Genomic DNA, 17,639 nt, shown 5'->3' on the forward strand with positions numbered 1-17,639 from the left:
AAAAAAGGGCTGTCTAAAATTAGACAGCCCTTTAATAAAATAATCTATTTAGCTTAATAAGCCATTTTAACTATTTTCTCAGCATCTTCTGGCATTAAAGCTTGGCGTTCTCCTAATTTCCAACCACGGTCTGTAAAACGTTTTGCAATTTCTTCGCCAGTGCCTTCATAATCTTTGGTATACTCTGATAACTTGGTATCGATACCTAATTCATGAAAGAATGCCTCTGTTTTCTCTATTGCTGCATATGCCTTGTCGTCTATACTACCGTCGGTAATATTCCAAACACGTTCACCGTACTGCGCTAATTTTTCTTTTTTAGCCTCAAAATTATACTTATAGTGACTTGGTGCGATTACAGCTAGCGTACGTGCATGATCAATACCGAATAATGCTGTTAGCTCATGACCCATCATGTGAACAGCCCAGTCGCCCGGAACTCCTTTTTGAATTAATCCGTTCAACGCCATAGTACAGCTCCACATAAAATCTGCAGCAGGTTTATAGTCCGTTGGATCTTTTAATACTTTAGGTGCTACTTCAATTAGCGTTTGCAAAATACTTTCTGCAAATCTATCTTGTAACAATGCATCTATAGGATATGTCATGTACTGTTCTAATACATGTGTAAAGGCATCTGTAATTCCGTTTGCCAATTGACGCTCAGGAATTGATTTTATTACCTGTGGATCTAGTATTGAAAACTCAGGGAATAATCCTGGTCCGCCCATTGCTAATTTTTCCTTAGTCTCTGCTCTTGTAATAACCGATCCAGAATTCATTTCTGATCCTGTTGCCGGTAAAGTTAGAACGGTACCAAATGGCATCCCTTTTTTAGTTCTAATGTTTTTCGTTAGAATATCCCACGGGGTATCTCCATCATATACTGCTGCAGCAGATAAAAATTTGGTTCCGTCAATTACAGAACCACCACCAACTGCTAATAAATAGGTGATTTTTTCATCTTTGATAAGCTGTAAAGCTTTCAACAAGATAGCGTATTCCGGGTTGGCAGGTATACCACCAAACTCTACAACCTCTATGCCCGACAATGCAGTCATAACTTGATCGTAGATTCCGTTTTTCTTAATACTACCACCACCGTAGAGCATAAGTACTTTAGCATCTTCAGGTATTTCTTTACTTAATTTTTCTATCGTATCCTTACCAAAAATAATTTTTGTCGGATTCTTAAATTCAAAATTGTTCATTTTCTTTTTCTTTTAATTTTTATTCTTCACTTACATTAATGACCGCTTATTCAATAACAGTTACCAATTCTTCCATTGGTTTTCTAACCTTCACTAAATTCACTAACCAGTCTTCACTTTCATTTCTATACCCTAATGGTAACAGTACTGCACTGCGTAATCCTTTTTCGCGTAAGCCTAAAATTTTATCTACAGCAGCTGGATCAAAACCTTCTATAGGTGTAGCATCTACTTCTTCAAATGCCGCAGCAGCAATCGATTGAGAAAATGCGATATAAGCTTGCTTTGCAGCATGATTAAAGTTTTCTTCAGGGTCTTTCTGCGGATACATATCTAACAACATTTTACGGTAATTTTCCCATCCTTCGTTTTTAAAACCACGAATTTCATTGGTTAAATCAAACATATAGTTGATTCTATCTTCTGTATAATTATCCCAAGCTGCAAAAACCAAAAGGTGAGAACAATCTGTAATCATAGACTGGTTCCAAGCTACTAGTCTAATCTGTTCTTTAATATCTTGATTTTTAACCACTATAATTTCAAATGGTTGCAAACCACTAGAGGTAGGAGCAAGGCGGGCAGCCTCTAAAATACGTTCTACTTTATCTTCTGCTACCTTTTCGCCATTCATTGCCTTAGCGGCATATCTCCAGTTTAATTTATCTAATAATTCCATTTTTAATCTTTCTATTTTGAGTTGCGTTTTGCTAATTGTTCTATATCGTTCGATGTTATAATAACATCGGTATTACTCGTTGTATTTGCTAAATTCAACATTGCCTGTGCAATGCTTTCTGCATTGATAATTTTATATTTTTTCAACGGACCAATAAATAGTGGCTGAATGGCTTTAAATACTAACAATCCTATTTTTTCCAATACTCGTTGTTCTTCTCTTTCACCTCCAATTAATGACGGTCTTAGTATTGAAGTATTTGGTATGCCTTGGTTGACAACATCTTGTTCCATTTCTCCTTTAGTTCTATTATAGAACACACTACTTTTTTTATTTGCACCCATTGCAGACACTACTAAATAAGTAGGGATACCGTTTTCTTTCGCTAATTTTGCTGCAGCTACTGGTATACCATAATCAATGTTCTTATACATTGCTTTATCTGGAGTCTTCTTTGCTGTGGTACCTATACAACAGTATACTTCATCTGCTGTGAAATCATTTTTGAATTGATCTAACTCCAAGAGATTACCAATATACTGTTGCACTTTGTTAGGTAGCCCTTCTATTCTAGATCTAGAAAATAATTTAATAGTTTCGTATCTATCATCTGCTATTAATTTTTCTAATAATAACCCACCAGTTAAGCCAGAAGCTCCTAAAATAATTGCCGTCTTTTTCATATTAGTTACAAACTTTTATACTACTCCATGCTGCTTGGTATGCTTGCTCTAATTCTTCTTTATCCATTTTTACCGAACCACGAATTTGAGTAATCATAAGAAAAGAAAGTGGATTAATTGAATACGCATACAACATGTAATCTGATAAAGGCTTTATGACTCCTTCTTTTTTGCCGCGTGCCCATAAATCGAGTAGGGGTTGTAAATGCTTAATGCCCTCTTGTCTACTTTCTTCATCGATCATTGGTGTATTATCGCATTGGGCAAGAAACATGGCGTTAGCACTTTCTTTAAGTTTAAACTCCGCAATACGTTTCCAAATCACTTCAAAACCTTCTTCAACCGGCATGGTTTCATTATATGTCGCAAATGCATATGCTGTGTAGCTCGCTTTAACTTCTATATAGGTTTTATTTACTAAATCTTGCTTGTTTTCAAAATAGAGATATATAGTCGCCGGAGAAACACACGCCATTTTTGCAATCTTGCTCATGGGTGTCGCATGAAAACCGTCATTGTTTACCAACTCTATGGTGGCATTTATCAATGCGTTTCTTTTGTCTATACTTTTTTGAAGTGCTGCCATTTTTATTATATCAGAGTACAAAGATATAGAAAATGAACGTTCATTCTTTTTTATTAACAGAACTTTAATTCCATCAAAAAATCATCTTAAAATATTATTGATTCGAATGTTGAAAGGGGAGTACTGCATACAATACGTGGCTATATACTTTAAAACCCAAAATGTTCTCAACTATTATTATGAGCTTTTAAAGGAACAGTAAAAAAGATTGACGTTCCCTCATTTAATGTACTTTCAACCCAAATTTCACCTCCATTACTCTCTACCATTTCTTTACTTAAAGATAAACCTAAACCGGTACCTTTTTCATTATTAGTGCCGTAGGTGGTGTTAGTGTTATTTTTATCGAAGAGTTTGGTCTGGGCTTCAGTGCTCATACCAACGCCATTATCTTTCACCTTAATTTGGTATTTGTCCGGTAATTCTATGGCACTAATTGTCACTTCGCCTTTTTCGTTGGTGAACTTTATAGCGTTACTTAATAAATTTCTTAATACAATATCTATATGATCCCGGTCACTAAAACTTATCATGTTTGTTGGAATGGTACTAGTGAGTGTTATATTTTTTTTCTCCGCTAAAGGATTTAATAATTTAATATTTTCATTCACCAAGGTTTCTAAATTCAAATTGCTCGGCTTTATCATTGAACCACTCATTTGCGTTCTCGCCCACACCAGAAGGTTATTAAGCATATCTGAAATGCCATTAATATCATGAAGTGCTTTGGGCAAAATCATATCAACTTCAACCTTAGATAGACTATCATCTACGTAGAGCTTTATTAATGCTTGTAATGAATTTATGGGTCCTCTTAAATCATGGGCAATAACAGAGAAGAGCTTGTCTTTAGTATCATTTGCTTCTTGTAACTCTGTTTCGTGTTTTATTAATTCGGTTTGTTTTTCTTGTAACTGATGATTGTACTTTTTTTGTATTTTATGTGTTCTATATAATAATATTAGAAAAGTTCCTAAAACCAATAATGCTGCGAATGCCCCAAAAATATAAAGTCTTTGTTGTGCTATCGCCGACTTATTCTCTTCTATTAATAGTTTCTTTTGGTCTTCAAATTTAATTTCACTTTTTAGTACTCCCAGTCCTTTTTGATAATCTTCTAAAGATGACTTTTCAAAAAGCTTTAAATACTCCGATTGATATTCATATGCTTTCAACAAGTCTCCTTTTTCATGATATATTTTAGCTAGAAGAGCATTCGAGGTTTTTACATTTTCAAAAATTTTTAACTCTTCAGATACTTTTAATGCCTTTAGACCATAGAATTCTGCCATTTCTAAATTAGATAGCCCTAAGTATGATTCTGCTAAACCTTTATATGTTTGAGTGTAACCAATGTTAAAATCAATTTCGTCACAAATCTTCATTGCTTTTTCAAACCAATCTTTAGCTTCTATATAATGATGCTTTTCTAATGCTATACTGCCCTTGTTTTCATAGCTAAATGATAACCAATCAATGACATTTCCATTTTTAAATACAATGATGCATTCATCGACCGATTTAGTAGCCAAATCATATTTTTTTTGCTTTCTATAAATCACAGCCATGTTCAATAATGTCTGCGCCGCTGAAACGTCGAAATTATTTGCTAAACTAATTTTCCGCGATTTCTCATTAAAAGCTAATGCAGTTTCATAATCTTTATAGTCGTCGTATAGTAGGGCAATGTTATCATTAAGTACACCCATCATATAGGTATCATTAATTTGTTCGGCGATAGGCAATGCCTCTAGAAAGTTAGTTAGTGCCAATCCATTTTTACCTTCTTGCCATTGTGCTAGGCCTATAAAGTTTATAGCATCGATTTTTTCTCGTTGTAAACTAAATTGATTTGCAGTAGACAGCGATTCATTTAGTAACTCATAAGCCTTTTCAAGATTTCCTATATTGCTGTAATAATTTCCTTGACTATTTAGGGCTTTCGACTGTCCTTTATAATAGTTAGATTTTTTACTTAATTCATATGCTTCATTTAGCATTATAAGCGTACTATCGGGCTTGTAGAAATAGTAATTATTGGCTAGGTGAACTAACAGGTCAATGTATTCTATGCTTTCAGTTGATATACTTTCATCAAGCCTCATTTTCTTAATCTCAGCCAAATCTTCTTCTCGAGTTTGACCTAATAGTACAGCGGAAGTCGATGCACAAAATACAAGCATAATAAGTATAACGTTATAAAGTCTTTTCTGTACAGAATCAGTTATTAGCATATAGTAATGGCGGTACTGGCGGTTTTATAAAATTTAGAATAATTATACCTGTGATATTATAACTCGCATAATTCTACTAATGTTATTGAAAAATAGTTAAAATTTAGACCGAATAACAGTATAACCTCTTAATTTGTAATAACTTTCTATAATCAATATTAAAAATGAATAGTTAAATTTAATAACTCCATTACAGGTAGTTCCCGCGACCTTTCTTATTGCACTAAAATCTCAATTGAAGATAAATCAACAATTCGTTTTTGAAAATGTATAAAATTCTCTCTTTAGATGGCGGCGGAAGCTGGGCTATTATTCAACTACTTACCCTTAAAGACAGATACGGAAATATTAATGGACATCAGATTCTACAAAAATTCGATTTAGTCATTGCCAATTCTGGCGGAAGCATTGTTTTAGCTGCGCTTGCCGAAAACTATACTCTAGATAAGGCAATATCATTATTTAAAGAACAGAAGAATAGAGAACTCATATTCCATAAAAACACGTTTAAGGATCGCTATTTTCCGGTGGATTATTTGGGACTATTCAATGCCGGATTCGGACCAAAATATAGCGCTACCAAAAAGAAAGAGGCTTTTGAAAATCTGTTCCCTGAAATTGATAAAATTCAGATGGATGAACTGCCAACTCTTATTGGCAAGGAATCACTAAAAATAGTGGTTGCTACATATGATGCCTTAAATAACCGAGCTAAATTCTTTAAATCTTTCTCAAAAAATCCCGATTCGTATGATTCTGTTAGACTTACCCAAGCCATCAACGGATCATCTAATGCACCAGTTCAATATTTCGATTTTCCGGCACGGTTTAAAGCGAAACAAAGTGAAATATATTATGAGTTATGGGATGGCGCTTTGGGCGGATTCAATAATCCAATTTTAGCAGGAATCATTGAAGCTTATAAATTAGGAGTAGATTTAAAAACGATTCAGATTATATCGCTTGGCACCAGTAATTCTTTAATGTCAGCAGATGCGAAGAAAAACTTTTGGGATTGGAAACAAATTGCATTAATATTTAGAAGAAAGAAATTTGCTTTCTCTAAATGGAAACCGCAATTCAACTTTTTTAAAGAGACCGTACTTCATCAAGCTAAAACTATTTTATACCAACCGCCAGATACTGCCAATTATATTGCCATGATGTTTTTACAGGTGGCTACGGGTAAATTACTTAACGAGCAAATTATACGCTTATCGCCATTAATTCATTACGACGAAGAAACTGACGCTTCAATAATTCCCTTAGTTCAAGATTTGTATAAATTAGATATGGACTTAACTAAAGATGAAGAAATTGATACATTGATTAAATGTTTTGATGCTTGGAAAGGCGGACAATTATATAATCAGCCAATAGAGTTTAAAGTGGAGCGTAACAATGATTTATCGCTTATTAAAGGGGATAAGTGGTACCAAGACGGAATGGATAGGTGGAGGAGTTGGGAAGCTACTGAATAATCTCCTTATTAAAAATCCCCTACCTAGAACTAAGATTCTTTATATAATATTCAGCTTTGCTATTGTATTAAAGTTTATCAATGCATTTGCCTATTTTTGAGAAAATAAATAACTCAACACCATGACACTAAAACAGCAACTTTACATCATTACTTTTTTATTTGCGTTACCACTTATAGCTCAAAAAACTAGCCCTTCTGAAGTATTTTGGAACACCTTAAAATCTCATTGTGGCAAGGCTTACGAAGGCACTTTGGCATTACCCGAAGAAGATGAAAGTTTTGGTGGCAAAAAACTTGTTATGCATGTTAGATCTTGTAGTGATAACGAAATTAAAATTCCGTTTTATGTGGGTGAAGATAAATCTAGAACATGGGTAATAACTAAAGATAATAGCATTCTTACTTTAAAGCATGACCATAGACATGAAGATGGTACTGAAGATGATGTAAATTTTTACGGTGGTATAGCCAGTAATGCCGGTAAAGAAGATATTCAGTTTTTTCCAGCAGATGTCGCAACTCAAAAAATGATACCTGGTGCAGCTACCAATGTTTGGTGGATTACTTTAGACGACACCTCTTTTACATATAATTTAAGAAGACTTGGTTCTGACAGAGTTTTTAAAGTGGTTATGGATATTACTAAGCCTATAGATGAACCAGAAGCTCCGTGGGGTTGGGTCGATAAATAATATTGAATATTTACATAATGTATTATTAGTTATTTCACTGTATTTCAGCAAGTCTAATATCTTTAGTGATTATATTTCACTAATAATCATATTCATGTTACTACCAGCATAACTGTCGCTATCTTTGCCAAAAATATTTTTATGTCAAGGCAGTTTTCAGATTTAGGTGTTAGTAAAGAAATTCAACAGAGTTTAGAGGAGTTACAAATTACTGTTCCTACAGATATACAGAAAAAATGTATACCTGTTGTCCTAAAGAAAAAAGATGACCTTGTTGCATTGGCAAAAACCGGAACGGGTAAAACCGCTGCGTTTGGTTTACCATTATTACAATTAATAAATACAGAGAATACTGCCGTGCAAGCCGTTATTTTAGCGCCAACTAGAGAATTGGCTCAACAAATACATACGAACCTAATTTCGTATGCAAAACATAGTCCTGCTATATCAATCGCTGCAGTATGTGGTGGTATACCTATAAAACCTCAAATAGAACGTTTAAAAGAAGCTACTCATATTGTAGTAGCTACACCAGGTCGATTGGTTGATTTGGTAAAACGCGAGGCTATAGACATTAAAAACTTGAAGTACCTGGTTTTAGATGAAGCCGATGAAATGGTAACTGCTTTAAAAGAAGATTTAGATTCCATTATCGAAGGCATTCCAAAATCGCGCCGTACTTTATTATTCACTGCTACCATGTCTGGCGCTATTAAACAGCTGGTACAAAACTATATGTCTAAACATGTAGTTCATGTAGAGGCAGATATGTCTACACTTGGTCATCAAGGTATCGATCACCAATATGTAGTTGTAGAGCCTATTGAAAAGTTAGATGTACTTATGCACTTCTTAAACACAAAAGAAGGGCAGCGCGGTATCATTTTCTGTAAAACGAAAGCGGCAGTTAATAAGCTGGCGAAAAACTTGGCTATCAATAAATTTTCATCGGGAGCTTTACACGGTAGTTTATCTCAAGGTATTCGTGATCGTATAATGGGTCAGTTTAGAGAAGGTCATATCGATATATTGGTAGCAACCGATTTAGCTGCGCGTGGTATCGATGTAAAAGAATTGGGTTACGTAGTTAATTATCATTTACCTGATACTTACGATGCCTATGTTCACCGAAGCGGAAGAACAGCTAGAGCAGGGGAGAAGGGACTTTCCTTAACCATTCTACAAAAAGAGGAAGTAGCCGAAGTATTTGATTTTGAAAAAGAATTAAGTATTTCTTTCTCGAAATACCAAAAAGCAGATGCACAGAGTATCGAAGAGAACAACACCTTACTTTGGGCTAAAAAAATCTTTAAAACCAAGCCTAATCGCGAAGTGTCCGAAGAATTTAAAACTAAGGTAAGAACCATTTTTCATCACTTGACGAAAGAAGAATTGGTAGAGAAAATATTGGCGAACCATATAGCACAAACTGCTAGTTTACATATGAAGTCAGAAGAGCCGAAAAGAAAAAAATAATTATAATTAGTAATCTTCATCGTTTACAACACCTTACTGCATAAAAAAGCCGACTTATGTAGTCGGCTTTTTTAATATATAATGATTTGTAATCTACAAATATGCTTTCAACATTTCGTTTTGAGACTTGTTACGCAATTTACGTACAGCCTTTTCTCTTAACTGTCTAACACGCTCTCTCGTTAAATCAAAAAGCTCTCCGATTTCACTTAAACTTTTAGGGTGACTCTCACCAATGCCATAATAAAGTTTGATTATTTCGCTTTCTCTACTAGGCAGTGTATTTAATGCTTGATTAAGATCCGTTTTAAGGGAATCCATCATCATACCAGCATCTGGTCTGTTTGCATCTTTAGAGCTTACCACATCATATAAATTTGATGATTCCCCCTCTTGAAAAGGTGCATCCATAGATAAGTGTTTGCCTGAATTTTTTAAAGCAAGCTTTACTTGCGTACCACTCATATCTAGTTCTCTAGCTATTTCGGTTGTACTTGGTGGTCTTTGTAGAGATTGTTCTAACGTAGAATACACCTTGTTGATTTTACTGATTTCTCCGATTTTATTCAGTGGAATACGTACCATACGCGATTGCTCAGAAATCGATGATAATATGGATTGTCTGATCCACCAAACAGCATATGAAATAAATTTAAAACCTCTGGTTTCGTCAAAACGTTTTGCCGCTTTTACCAAACCAATATTTCCTTCATTGATTAAATCTGAAAGTCGTAATCCGCTACCTTGATATTGTTTTGCTGTAGAAACTACAAATCGTAGGTTGGCGTTTACTAATGTATTTAGGGCAATTTGATCTCCTTCACGTATTCTTCTAGTTAGCTCCACTTCTTCATCTGCAGTAATCAAATCAATTTTTGATATTTCTTGAAAGTATTTTTCTAATGATTTAGTGTCTCTGTTTGTAATTTGCTTAGTGATCTTCAGTTGCCTCATATATTATTTTTGTTTTTATCGTTGTTATAATTTAAGCTATTTTTTGATGAAATCCTAATGAATTTTAATATTTATTGACATTATTTTAATAAATTTTAAATATTCATAAATAAAAGTTAATATTATTTCAAAAATTGAGATTATTTTATTAAATCATCAATTTATAGACTAGGGCTCTCTATCCTGCTGGTCTTTGTAAATTAATACTATGATACTTAATGTAGCTACCTGTAGATAAAGTTATCTGTTATATAAGGATAACTAAGTGGTCTTTTTATACCTCCAAACTGCCAAACCGTTCATAACAAAGGCATAGAGCAGCGTTTTTAAAAGGTGGGGTAAAATATCAACAAAACCAGAGCCCTTTAGCATTACCATACGCATAACTTCTACAAAATACCTGATGGGATTGAATTCCGTTACGATTTGAGCCCATTTAGGCATGCTTTCTATAGGTGTGAACAAACCACTCATTAAGATGAAAATCACCGTAAAAAACCAGGCAATAAACATAGCTTGTTGCTGCGTATCCGTAAAGTTAGAGATGAACAATCCTATGCCTAAAATCACTAAAATATAAATGGACGTATACAAATACAAAAGTGCTAAGCTACCAACCATGGGGACTTGAAATATTACCTTAGCAAGCAGCAGCCCAATAGTTAATAGCCCCATTCCAATGACCCAAAAAGGGAATAGTTTTCCAATAATGAACTGACTCTTTTTAATAGGAGTAACGTTTATTTGCTCTAAAGTGCCTATCTCTTTTTCGCGAACAATATTCATTCCCGAAAGAAATAGTGTAATCATCGTTACCAATAACACTAATATTCCGGGTACCATAAATGTTTTATAATTCAAGGTTTCATTATACCAAAACAGGGGTATCGAATTAATATTTACGGGTTGTATTTGCTGATCTGAAACTTGTTGTAAATCAACTTTTAAGTGTTGGTTAAAACGTTGTAATACTTGGGTAACATATACATTTTCAACACCTGCTGCTGCGCCATCTATAGCGTTAATGGTAACCCCTAGGTTCATATATTTTTCTTTCTGCAAATCACGTTTAAAATATTGCGGAATTTCTAGCACCACATCTACATTACCAAGCAACATTTCTGCACTAGCCTTTGATTCAGACGGAAAATCTGTCAACACATTAAAATACTCAGAAGCATTAAATTTCTCTACCAGCGCTCTAGAAGTAGAGGTATGGTCATTATCTATATAGCCAAATTTGATGTTTTGCACTTCAAAAGTAGCTGCATTAGAAAGGATAATCAATTGAAGAACCGGTAACACAAAAATGATGGGTAGCATTCCCTTATTCCTAAAGATCTGCTTAAACTCTTTTTGTATGATGTATAGAATTGTTTTCATAAAACTTCCTGCAAAAACAGGAATCTCTTTTTAATGCTAATCTTTTCTTTTTTTTGACTGAATAGTGTTACTGCGTACACATTTCACTCCAATCTTATTTTATATTTCTTCACACTTAATGCGATGAAAAATACGGTCATTCCTATTAATATTAGGGTTTCTTTCCATATATATTGTAAGCCTACACCTTTAAGCATAATGCCTTTAATGATAATAATAAACCATTTAGCAGGAATGATATTACTGATTACTTGAAGCGGTACGGGCATACTTGAAATCGGAAAAATAAAGCCGGACAATAGAATAACCGGCAGCATGAGCCCCATTAATGAAATCATCATAGCCGTTTGCTGTGTTTTTGAAATAGTAGAGATTAAAATACCCAATGCCAAAGCACTTACTATGAATAATACACTTTCAAAACCTAACAGAAATAAACTGCCTTGCACTGGCATATGAAAAATAAAAATACTCAGTAGCACGATAACTATAGCGTTTATTATAGACAGAAAAATATAAGGAACTACTTTTCCTATAATCACCTGAAAGGGGTTAATTGGGGACACCAAAAGTATCTCCATAGTACCCATTTCTTTTTCTTTTGTAATAGAGATAGAAGTCATCATTGCCGAAACCAACATAAGAATAATGGTCATTACACCAGGAACGAACATATAGACACTTTTTAACTCTGGATTGTACACCATACGCGTCTGAGAAACGATTTGATAAGGAGTAGTGATGCCTTTGTTCAATTCTATTTGATACTGCTGTAGAATGGCGCTTACATAATTACTTATGGTATTTGCTGTATTTGGATCAGTAGCATCGGTAACGATTTGCAGCGTTGCCTTGTGGTCGTTGATTAGGTTTTTACTAAAGTCATTTTCAAAATTTAAAACTGCTTTAACCTGTCCTTTTTCAAAAACGGAAGTAATATCCGCTTCATGCGTAATCATTTGTTTTATGCTAAAATATTTTGAAGCGGCTATTTTATTGATGATTTCTTTTGTAGTCGCATCTTTTGAATGGTCTAGCACGGCAATATCTACATTATTAATCTCGTTGGTAATCGCAAAACCAAAAAGTAAAATTTGGGCAATGGGCATCCCAAAAAGTATAAACAAGGAGCGCCTATCTCTAAAGATGTGGTAAAATTCTTTTTTTACGAAGCCTATAAACCGTTTCATCCTCTAGCTAGTTTTAGAAATACTTCATTCATAGTAGTAACGTTGAACTGTTCTTTGAGTTTTTTTGGTGTATCTAAAGCTTCTATTTTGCCATTCACCATTATAGATACGCGATCACAATATTCCGCTTCATCCATATAGTGCGTGGTTGCAAAAACGGTAGTGCCGTCATTTGCGGCTTTATAAATCATTTCCCAAAACTGGCGCCTGGTAATAGGGTCAACACCACCCGTGGGTTCATCTAAAAACACAATTTTGGGGTCGTGTATCAAAGCCACAGAAAAGGATAGTTTTTGTTTCCAACCCAAAGGCAAAGAACCTACTAGTTGGTTGGCTACTTTTTCAAGTTCTAGTTCAGAAATTAATAGATCTGATTTTTCTTGTATTGCTTTTCGTGACAAGCCATAAATACCACCAAAAAAAGTAATATTCTCCTTTACCGTTAAATCATCGTACAATGCAAACTTTTGGCTCATGTAACCAATGTTCTTCTTAATGCTTTCTGGTTGGGTAAAAACATCAAAGCCTGCTACATTAGCTGCACCAGATGTCGGAATAGAAATACCGATAAGCATTTTCATGGCTGTAGTTTTCCCTGCGCCATTAGCACCTAAAAAACCGAATATCTCTCCCTTTTTTACATCAAAGGTAATGGCATCTACAGCCGTAAAATCATCGAACATTTTAGTTAAACCCTCTACGTGTATGACGTTGTCGTTTTTCATTATTTTGCCAGTTCCATAAAGGTGTCCTCAATAGTAGCCTTGGTTTTTTCTATTACAATATCAAATAGTTTTTTAGAGGCTAAATAACGTTGTAGTTCAACGGGATTAAAATCAGACCTTTGATCGGTGTAATGAATAAATTCCCCAAAAGGATAAACACTGTGGTTGTGTTCATAGGCTTTTAAAGCGTTTATAAGTTGATATGTTTTATTTGCGCTAACATTATAAATCTGTTTTGGATAATGTTTTATAATTGCCTGGGGCGTATCTATCTGTAGAATTTTGCCGTCTTGTATCAATGCTATTCTATCACACAAAGTAGCCTCGTCCATATAAGGGGTAGAAACCAAAATGGTAATACCTTTTTGCTGCAATCGTTTTAGCATTTCCCAAAATTCTTTTCTAGAAACTGGATCTACACCTGTTGTAGGCTCATCTAAGAACAAAACTTTTGGCTTGTGAATAAGCGCGCAGCATAACGCCAGCTTCTGTTTCATTCCGCCAGAAAGTTTGCCTGCTCTACGATTTTTAAACGGTTCTATTTGAACATATATTTCTTGTATGAGGTCGTAATTTTCCTGAAGAGTGGTTCCAAAAATAGTGGCGAAGAAAATTAGGTTTTCCTCTACGGTCAAATCTTGATAGAGCGAAAATTTTCCGGGCATATAACCTACGTTTCTTCTAATCTGCTTATAATCTGATACCACATCAAAACCAGCAACTGTTGCCGTGCCTTCATTTGCCAACAACAAGGTAGTTAACACCCTAAATAGGCTTGTTTTACCGGCACCATCAGGACCAATTAGACCAAAGAGTTCACCTTCATTCACCTCAAATGAGATGTCTTGTAAAGCCTTTACGGTTTTATATGATTTGCTAATATGGTTAATAGATATACTCACTCAGTTTTAATTTTGAACAATAATTTTAGTTTCCATAGTAATTTTTGAAGTGATTGAATTTGAGATTAAACATGCTTTTTCTGATTTTTCTAAAATACGTTCTGCTCGTTCTCTTTTAGACTCATCTGTAATCACAACTTCTGGGAATAATAGTATTTCACTTATAACAAATTTGCCATCTACTTTTTCCAAAATTCCTTTAGATTCACATTTAAAACTCACGAATTCTAACTTTGAATACTCAGAAATTGCCAAAAAAGTGGTCATTAAACAACTACTTACAGCGGCTGTAAACAAATGTTCTGGAGACCAAATATTAGGCATCCCTCCAGGGAATTCTGGTGGTGTGGCAACTTCTATACAATTAGTTTCGTTAGTTGCACTGTTGTTTAATTCTGGTGAACACATAGTTCCTTTTCTTTCTTGTGTCCAGTTTACATTAACGTTATAGCTATGCTTATCCATTATTATATCTTTTTTATATTTTGTTTTTAAGTAATATTTTATTTTTCATTATCCTTTGTTCTATCAATCCAAAGTTCTGCAGGCATACCAATTTTAAGGCTTCCATCATTGGCTACATCTATTTTTAAGGCATAGACCAAAGCAACACGCTCTTCTTTTGTTTGAATAATTTTAGGTGTGAATTCGGCTTCAGAGGCAATCCAGCTAATGGTTCCTTTATAAGATTTCATCGTAGTGTCATCATCAATTTTAACGGTGACTTCCTGTCCTATTTTTAGGTTTGCCAATTGCGTTTCACTTATATAAACACGTAACTGCATGGTTTTTAAATCTGCAATTTTATAGAGCGGTTTACCAAAAGTTGTTATCTCATTAGGTTCTGCATACTTGGTAAGCACCGTTCCCGCTATTGGATTAACAATTTTACTTTTTTGAATTTGATCATCAATCTGTCTAAGCTGAACATCTATAGATTTAAGTTCGTTTACCACAGGTGCATTCTGTATTTCTACACTTCTAATTTGGCTTTTGAACACCTCTATTTCTCCTTCGATATCATCTAATTGTTTTTGTGTACCGGCATTATCCTTAATTAGATTCTCAATTCTATTCTTGTTTATATTGCCATTTTTTAATTTGGCATTCAACACATTAATTTGAGACAGCACACCTTTAGATTTTGAACTCACTACGGCTTTAGAAACTTCTAACTGTTCCCGTTTTAAGGCTAGCGGAATGGTATCTATATATCCTATAAATTGAGCTTTCTTAAGCACATCACCTTCATTAACATCAAACTGTAGTAGCTTTCCATTATTTTCAGCTGAAATAGTAATTTCAGTAGCTTCAAAATTGCCATAACCATCCGCTTTTCCATTAGAATCACCACAGGAAAATAGGGTAGTGGCTATGCCTATAAATCCGAGTATATAGTTGTATTTTTTCATCTTTAAGTCTGTATTACCCTTTAATAACATTGTAATTTACTTTTGCAAGTTGTAACTGAATTTCATGTTGTATTAAAGTATTTTCATCTTCATACAAATTGGTAAGTTCTGTGATATATGCCGAAGAGGTAATTACCCCGTTTTTAAGTTGAGAATCTGCCATTTGCAACACTTCTTTTCTAAGGTTGATTATAGCCTGGTCAGAAGTTATGATAGCTTCTATTTTCTCAATTTCTCTTTGCTGTTGGTTGAGTTCTATAGCCGTATTGAGTTTGAAAACTTCTGTCTCATTATCCACAATATCTTTATTAATAGTTAAAGACTCCCGTTGTTTTTTATTCGCATTCCAGTCAAAAACATTCCAATGTAATTTTACACCTGCCGTGTAAAAAGGTTGAAATGAGTTATCTAGCATATTCAAACCTGGGTTACCATAACCACCAGTGGCAAAGCCCATTAATGTGGGGGCATTTTGTTTGGAAATCAAATGTTCTGAATGTGCTATTTCATCTTTTTTCAATTGAAACAATTCTAATTCAGGTCTAATTAATTCATTCTCCGGATGCGTTTCTATAAGCGGATTCTTAAATTCTGTAGCAGTATCTAAAGGCTGCTTTATTAATCTAGATAGCGTTTCTATCAAGGTTATTTTATTGCTTTCTAATTCTTGAAATTGTTGATTAATTTTTAATAATTCAGCCTCCAACACTTTATCGGAAGAGGGTAGAAGCATACCATTTTTTACACCAGAACGAACCTCTTTTAACTTAGCCTGTAATTGTATTTTTTTAGATTCTAGTAATAGATTGCTTTCTTGTGCTAACAGAATAGAAAAGTAGAGTTGATTAATTTGCTGTCTTAATTGATACAAATTGACTTCTACCTGTTTTTGTTTCGATTTTAACTCTGCAGATTTCACAGCCAACGATGCAACCGTTGCCCCGCCATTATAAATAAGTTGATTCACAGAAAACGTTGCACGGTATTGGTCTTTATTTAAGGGGTCAATATTGGCGTTGGCTATAGGAATTTCAATTACATCAGATTGATAAGTGGCTTGCCCATCTAAACTTAATTGTGGCAATTTAGTAGTTGATATAACTTCAGCTTCCAAACTATTTTGAATTTCTAACAGTTGAGACTGTTTTGCCAAAGGATAGTTTTTAGTCACGGAATTATAACATTCTTCTAACGTAATGCTTTGCTGAGCAACAGCAGGAAGCATGTTTAGTAGTATAATAATGAATAGTATACGTTTCATACTAAGTGTTCTTTATAGAATTGATAATGAAATTAGCAACTTCAGTTTTACGCTCTTCCATAAGTTGTTCATATGCGGTGCTTTCCACATTAGAGAATGCCATTATTAAAGGTTTGGCTACAAACGGAAATACATTTAAAGCGAAAATATTAATGAACAACTGCTCGGCACTTATAGGCTTTATAATACCTTCTTCTACCTCTTTTTCTACTTGCTTTTTAAATTTAACGAGGTTAGGAAAACCTGGATTACCCTTCATTTTTAGAATAAACTCCGGATTCCTATTCAATTCTTGAATAATAAAATTTGGCAAATAAGGATGCTCGCTTATAAAAGAGATGTAGTTAAAAGTGAAGTTTTTAATTATATCTTCAATAGTAGAATCCCCATTCAAAATAGCATTTAACTGAGGTGCCAATAAAGAAAACATATTTTTAAAAACGGCCTCAAAAAGTAATTGTTTACTTCTAAAATAATAATGAAGCATAGCTTTATTAATACCTGCTTTATCTGCTATTTCTTGCATTCTAGCACCATCCATTCCTTTAGCTTGAAACACAATCTTTGCAGCCTCTAAAATTTGTTCTTCGGTATTTTCGTCTTTTCCCTTTTTCATTGCTAACTACATGGTTTAACCATTTGGTTGACAAAATTACAAAAAAATTCTTATCTACCTAATTGCAGCTTCAAAAATATGTCATAAAGCACTAATATTCAGAAATTAAGATTTTACATCTACAAACTTTTGAATCTGAATAATTTACTTCT

Annotated in this window: 17 protein-coding genes; 3 read left to right on the forward strand and 14 right to left on the reverse strand. The window is 34.0% G+C overall.

Annotation, left to right across the window (positions count from 1 at the left end; genetic code table 11):
* Positions 1-53 precede the first annotated feature (53 nt).
* The 5 genes from ACJJVT_RS05255 to ACJJVT_RS05275 form a co-directional block, all read right to left on the reverse strand.
* Positions 54-1,211: an iron-containing alcohol dehydrogenase gene (locus ACJJVT_RS05255; protein ID WP_405397037.1), complete on the reverse strand. Its 1,158-nt coding sequence runs from the start codon at positions 1,209-1,211 to the stop codon at positions 54-56.
* Between the two features lie 46 nt (positions 1,212-1,257).
* The gene (locus ACJJVT_RS05260; protein ID WP_405397038.1) at positions 1,258-1,890 is read right to left on the reverse strand and encodes an NAD(P)H-dependent oxidoreductase; all 633 of its coding nucleotides are present in this window, start codon (positions 1,888-1,890) and stop codon (positions 1,258-1,260) included.
* An 11-nt stretch (positions 1,891-1,901) separates the two neighbouring features.
* Positions 1,902-2,573: an NAD(P)H-binding protein gene (locus tag ACJJVT_RS05265; protein ID WP_405397039.1), complete on the reverse strand. Its 672-nt coding sequence runs from the start codon at positions 2,571-2,573 to the stop codon at positions 1,902-1,904.
* Position 2,574: 1 nt separating this feature from the next.
* Positions 2,575-3,159 carry a TetR/AcrR family transcriptional regulator gene (locus tag ACJJVT_RS05270; RefSeq protein ID WP_405397040.1) on the reverse strand — a complete coding sequence of 195 codons (585 nt, stop codon included), beginning with the start codon at positions 3,157-3,159 and terminating at the stop codon, positions 2,575-2,577.
* Positions 3,160-3,326: 167 nt separating this feature from the next.
* Complete coding sequence (locus tag ACJJVT_RS05275; protein WP_405397041.1) at positions 3,327-5,342, reverse strand: ATP-binding protein; 2,016 nt, start codon at positions 5,340-5,342, stop codon at positions 3,327-3,329.
* 317 nt (positions 5,343-5,659) lie between these two features.
* Between ACJJVT_RS05275 and ACJJVT_RS05280 the strand changes: the two genes are divergently transcribed.
* From ACJJVT_RS05280 to ACJJVT_RS05290, 3 genes are all read left to right on the forward strand, one after another.
* On the forward strand, positions 5,660-6,874 hold the full coding sequence (locus tag ACJJVT_RS05280) for a patatin-like phospholipase family protein (protein ID WP_405397043.1): 1,215 nt from the start codon (positions 5,660-5,662) through the stop codon (positions 6,872-6,874).
* Between the two features lie 121 nt (positions 6,875-6,995).
* On the forward strand, positions 6,996-7,568 hold the full coding sequence (locus tag ACJJVT_RS05285) for a hypothetical protein (protein ID WP_405397044.1): 573 nt from the start codon (positions 6,996-6,998) through the stop codon (positions 7,566-7,568).
* Between the two features lie 141 nt (positions 7,569-7,709).
* Positions 7,710-9,044, forward strand: coding sequence for a DEAD/DEAH box helicase (locus tag ACJJVT_RS05290; RefSeq protein ID WP_405397046.1), 1,335 nt, complete (start codon positions 7,710-7,712; stop codon positions 9,042-9,044).
* A gap of 93 nt (positions 9,045-9,137) precedes the next feature.
* On the opposite strand, the gene ACJJVT_RS05295 is transcribed toward ACJJVT_RS05290, so the two are convergent.
* From ACJJVT_RS05295 to ACJJVT_RS05335, 9 genes are all read right to left on the reverse strand, one after another.
* Positions 9,138-9,998, reverse strand: coding sequence for an RNA polymerase sigma factor RpoD/SigA (locus ACJJVT_RS05295; protein ID WP_405397048.1), 861 nt, complete (start codon positions 9,996-9,998; stop codon positions 9,138-9,140).
* A 261-nt stretch (positions 9,999-10,259) separates the two neighbouring features.
* Positions 10,260-11,381, reverse strand: coding sequence for an ABC transporter permease (locus ACJJVT_RS05300; protein ID WP_405397049.1), 1,122 nt, complete (start codon positions 11,379-11,381; stop codon positions 10,260-10,262).
* A gap of 83 nt (positions 11,382-11,464) precedes the next feature.
* Complete coding sequence (locus ACJJVT_RS05305) at positions 11,465-12,571, reverse strand: ABC transporter permease (protein ID WP_405397050.1); 1,107 nt, start codon at positions 12,569-12,571, stop codon at positions 11,465-11,467.
* A complete protein-coding gene (locus ACJJVT_RS05310; RefSeq protein WP_405397052.1) occupies positions 12,568-13,296 on the reverse strand; it encodes an ABC transporter ATP-binding protein in 729 nt (242 codons plus the stop codon). The genes ACJJVT_RS05305 and ACJJVT_RS05310 overlap by 4 nt, the downstream gene beginning before the upstream one ends.
* On the reverse strand, positions 13,296-14,198 hold the full coding sequence (locus ACJJVT_RS05315) for an ABC transporter ATP-binding protein (protein WP_405397053.1): 903 nt from the start codon (positions 14,196-14,198) through the stop codon (positions 13,296-13,298). Before ACJJVT_RS05315 ends, ACJJVT_RS05310 begins: the two co-directional genes overlap by 1 nt.
* A 6-nt stretch (positions 14,199-14,204) precedes the next feature.
* The gene (locus tag ACJJVT_RS05320) at positions 14,205-14,663 is read right to left on the reverse strand and encodes an OsmC family protein (protein ID WP_405397054.1); all 459 of its coding nucleotides are present in this window, start codon (positions 14,661-14,663) and stop codon (positions 14,205-14,207) included.
* Positions 14,664-14,701: 38 nt separating this feature from the next.
* Entirely contained in the window at positions 14,702-15,610 is a 909-nt protein-coding gene (locus ACJJVT_RS05325) for an HlyD family secretion protein (protein ID WP_405397056.1), read from the reverse strand.
* 13 nt (positions 15,611-15,623) lie between these two features.
* Positions 15,624-16,871, reverse strand: coding sequence for a TolC family protein (locus ACJJVT_RS05330; RefSeq protein ID WP_405397057.1), 1,248 nt, complete (start codon positions 16,869-16,871; stop codon positions 15,624-15,626).
* 1 nt (position 16,872) lies between these two features.
* On the reverse strand, positions 16,873-17,487 hold the full coding sequence (locus ACJJVT_RS05335) for a TetR/AcrR family transcriptional regulator (protein ID WP_405397058.1): 615 nt from the start codon (positions 17,485-17,487) through the stop codon (positions 16,873-16,875).
* Positions 17,488-17,639 lie beyond the last annotated feature (152 nt).

Source organism: Maribacter sp. Asnod2-G09, assembly GCF_045063795.1.
Taxonomy (GTDB): Bacteria; Bacteroidota; Bacteroidia; order Flavobacteriales; family Flavobacteriaceae; genus Maribacter.

Bases quoted from the DNA above. Each gene is read 5' to 3' on its own strand.
- ACJJVT_RS05255 (WP_405397037.1), bottom strand. From the start codon at position 1,211: ATGAACAATTTTGAATTTAAGAATCCGACAAAAATTATTTTTGGTAAG.
- ACJJVT_RS05260 (WP_405397038.1), bottom strand. From the start codon at position 1,890: ATGGAATTATTAGATAAATTAAACTGGAGATATGCCGCTAAGGCAATG.
- ACJJVT_RS05265 (WP_405397039.1), bottom strand. From the start codon at position 2,573: ATGAAAAAGACGGCAATTATTTTAGGAGCTTCTGGCTTAACTGGTGGG.
- ACJJVT_RS05270 (WP_405397040.1), bottom strand. From the start codon at position 3,159: ATGGCAGCACTTCAAAAAAGTATAGACAAAAGAAACGCATTGATAAAT.
- ACJJVT_RS05275 (WP_405397041.1), bottom strand. From the start codon at position 5,342: ATGCTTGTATTTTGTGCATCGACTTCCGCTGTACTATTAGGTCAAACT.
- ACJJVT_RS05280 (WP_405397043.1), top strand. From the start codon at position 5,660: ATGTATAAAATTCTCTCTTTAGATGGCGGCGGAAGCTGGGCTATTATT.
- ACJJVT_RS05285 (WP_405397044.1), top strand. From the start codon at position 6,996: ATGACACTAAAACAGCAACTTTACATCATTACTTTTTTATTTGCGTTA.
- ACJJVT_RS05290 (WP_405397046.1), top strand. From the start codon at position 7,710: ATGTCAAGGCAGTTTTCAGATTTAGGTGTTAGTAAAGAAATTCAACAG.
- ACJJVT_RS05295 (WP_405397048.1), bottom strand. From the start codon at position 9,998: ATGAGGCAACTGAAGATCACTAAGCAAATTACAAACAGAGACACTAAA.
- ACJJVT_RS05300 (WP_405397049.1), bottom strand. From the start codon at position 11,381: ATGAAAACAATTCTATACATCATACAAAAAGAGTTTAAGCAGATCTTT.
- ACJJVT_RS05305 (WP_405397050.1), bottom strand. From the start codon at position 12,571: ATGAAACGGTTTATAGGCTTCGTAAAAAAAGAATTTTACCACATCTTT.
- ACJJVT_RS05310 (WP_405397052.1), bottom strand. From the start codon at position 13,296: ATGAAAAACGACAACGTCATACACGTAGAGGGTTTAACTAAAATGTTC.
- ACJJVT_RS05320 (WP_405397054.1), bottom strand. From the start codon at position 14,663: ATGGATAAGCATAGCTATAACGTTAATGTAAACTGGACACAAGAAAGA.
- ACJJVT_RS05325 (WP_405397056.1), bottom strand. From the start codon at position 15,610: ATGAAAAAATACAACTATATACTCGGATTTATAGGCATAGCCACTACC.
- ACJJVT_RS05330 (WP_405397057.1), bottom strand. From the start codon at position 16,871: ATGAAACGTATACTATTCATTATTATACTACTAAACATGCTTCCTGCT.
- ACJJVT_RS05335 (WP_405397058.1), bottom strand. From the start codon at position 17,487: ATGAAAAAGGGAAAAGACGAAAATACCGAAGAACAAATTTTAGAGGCT.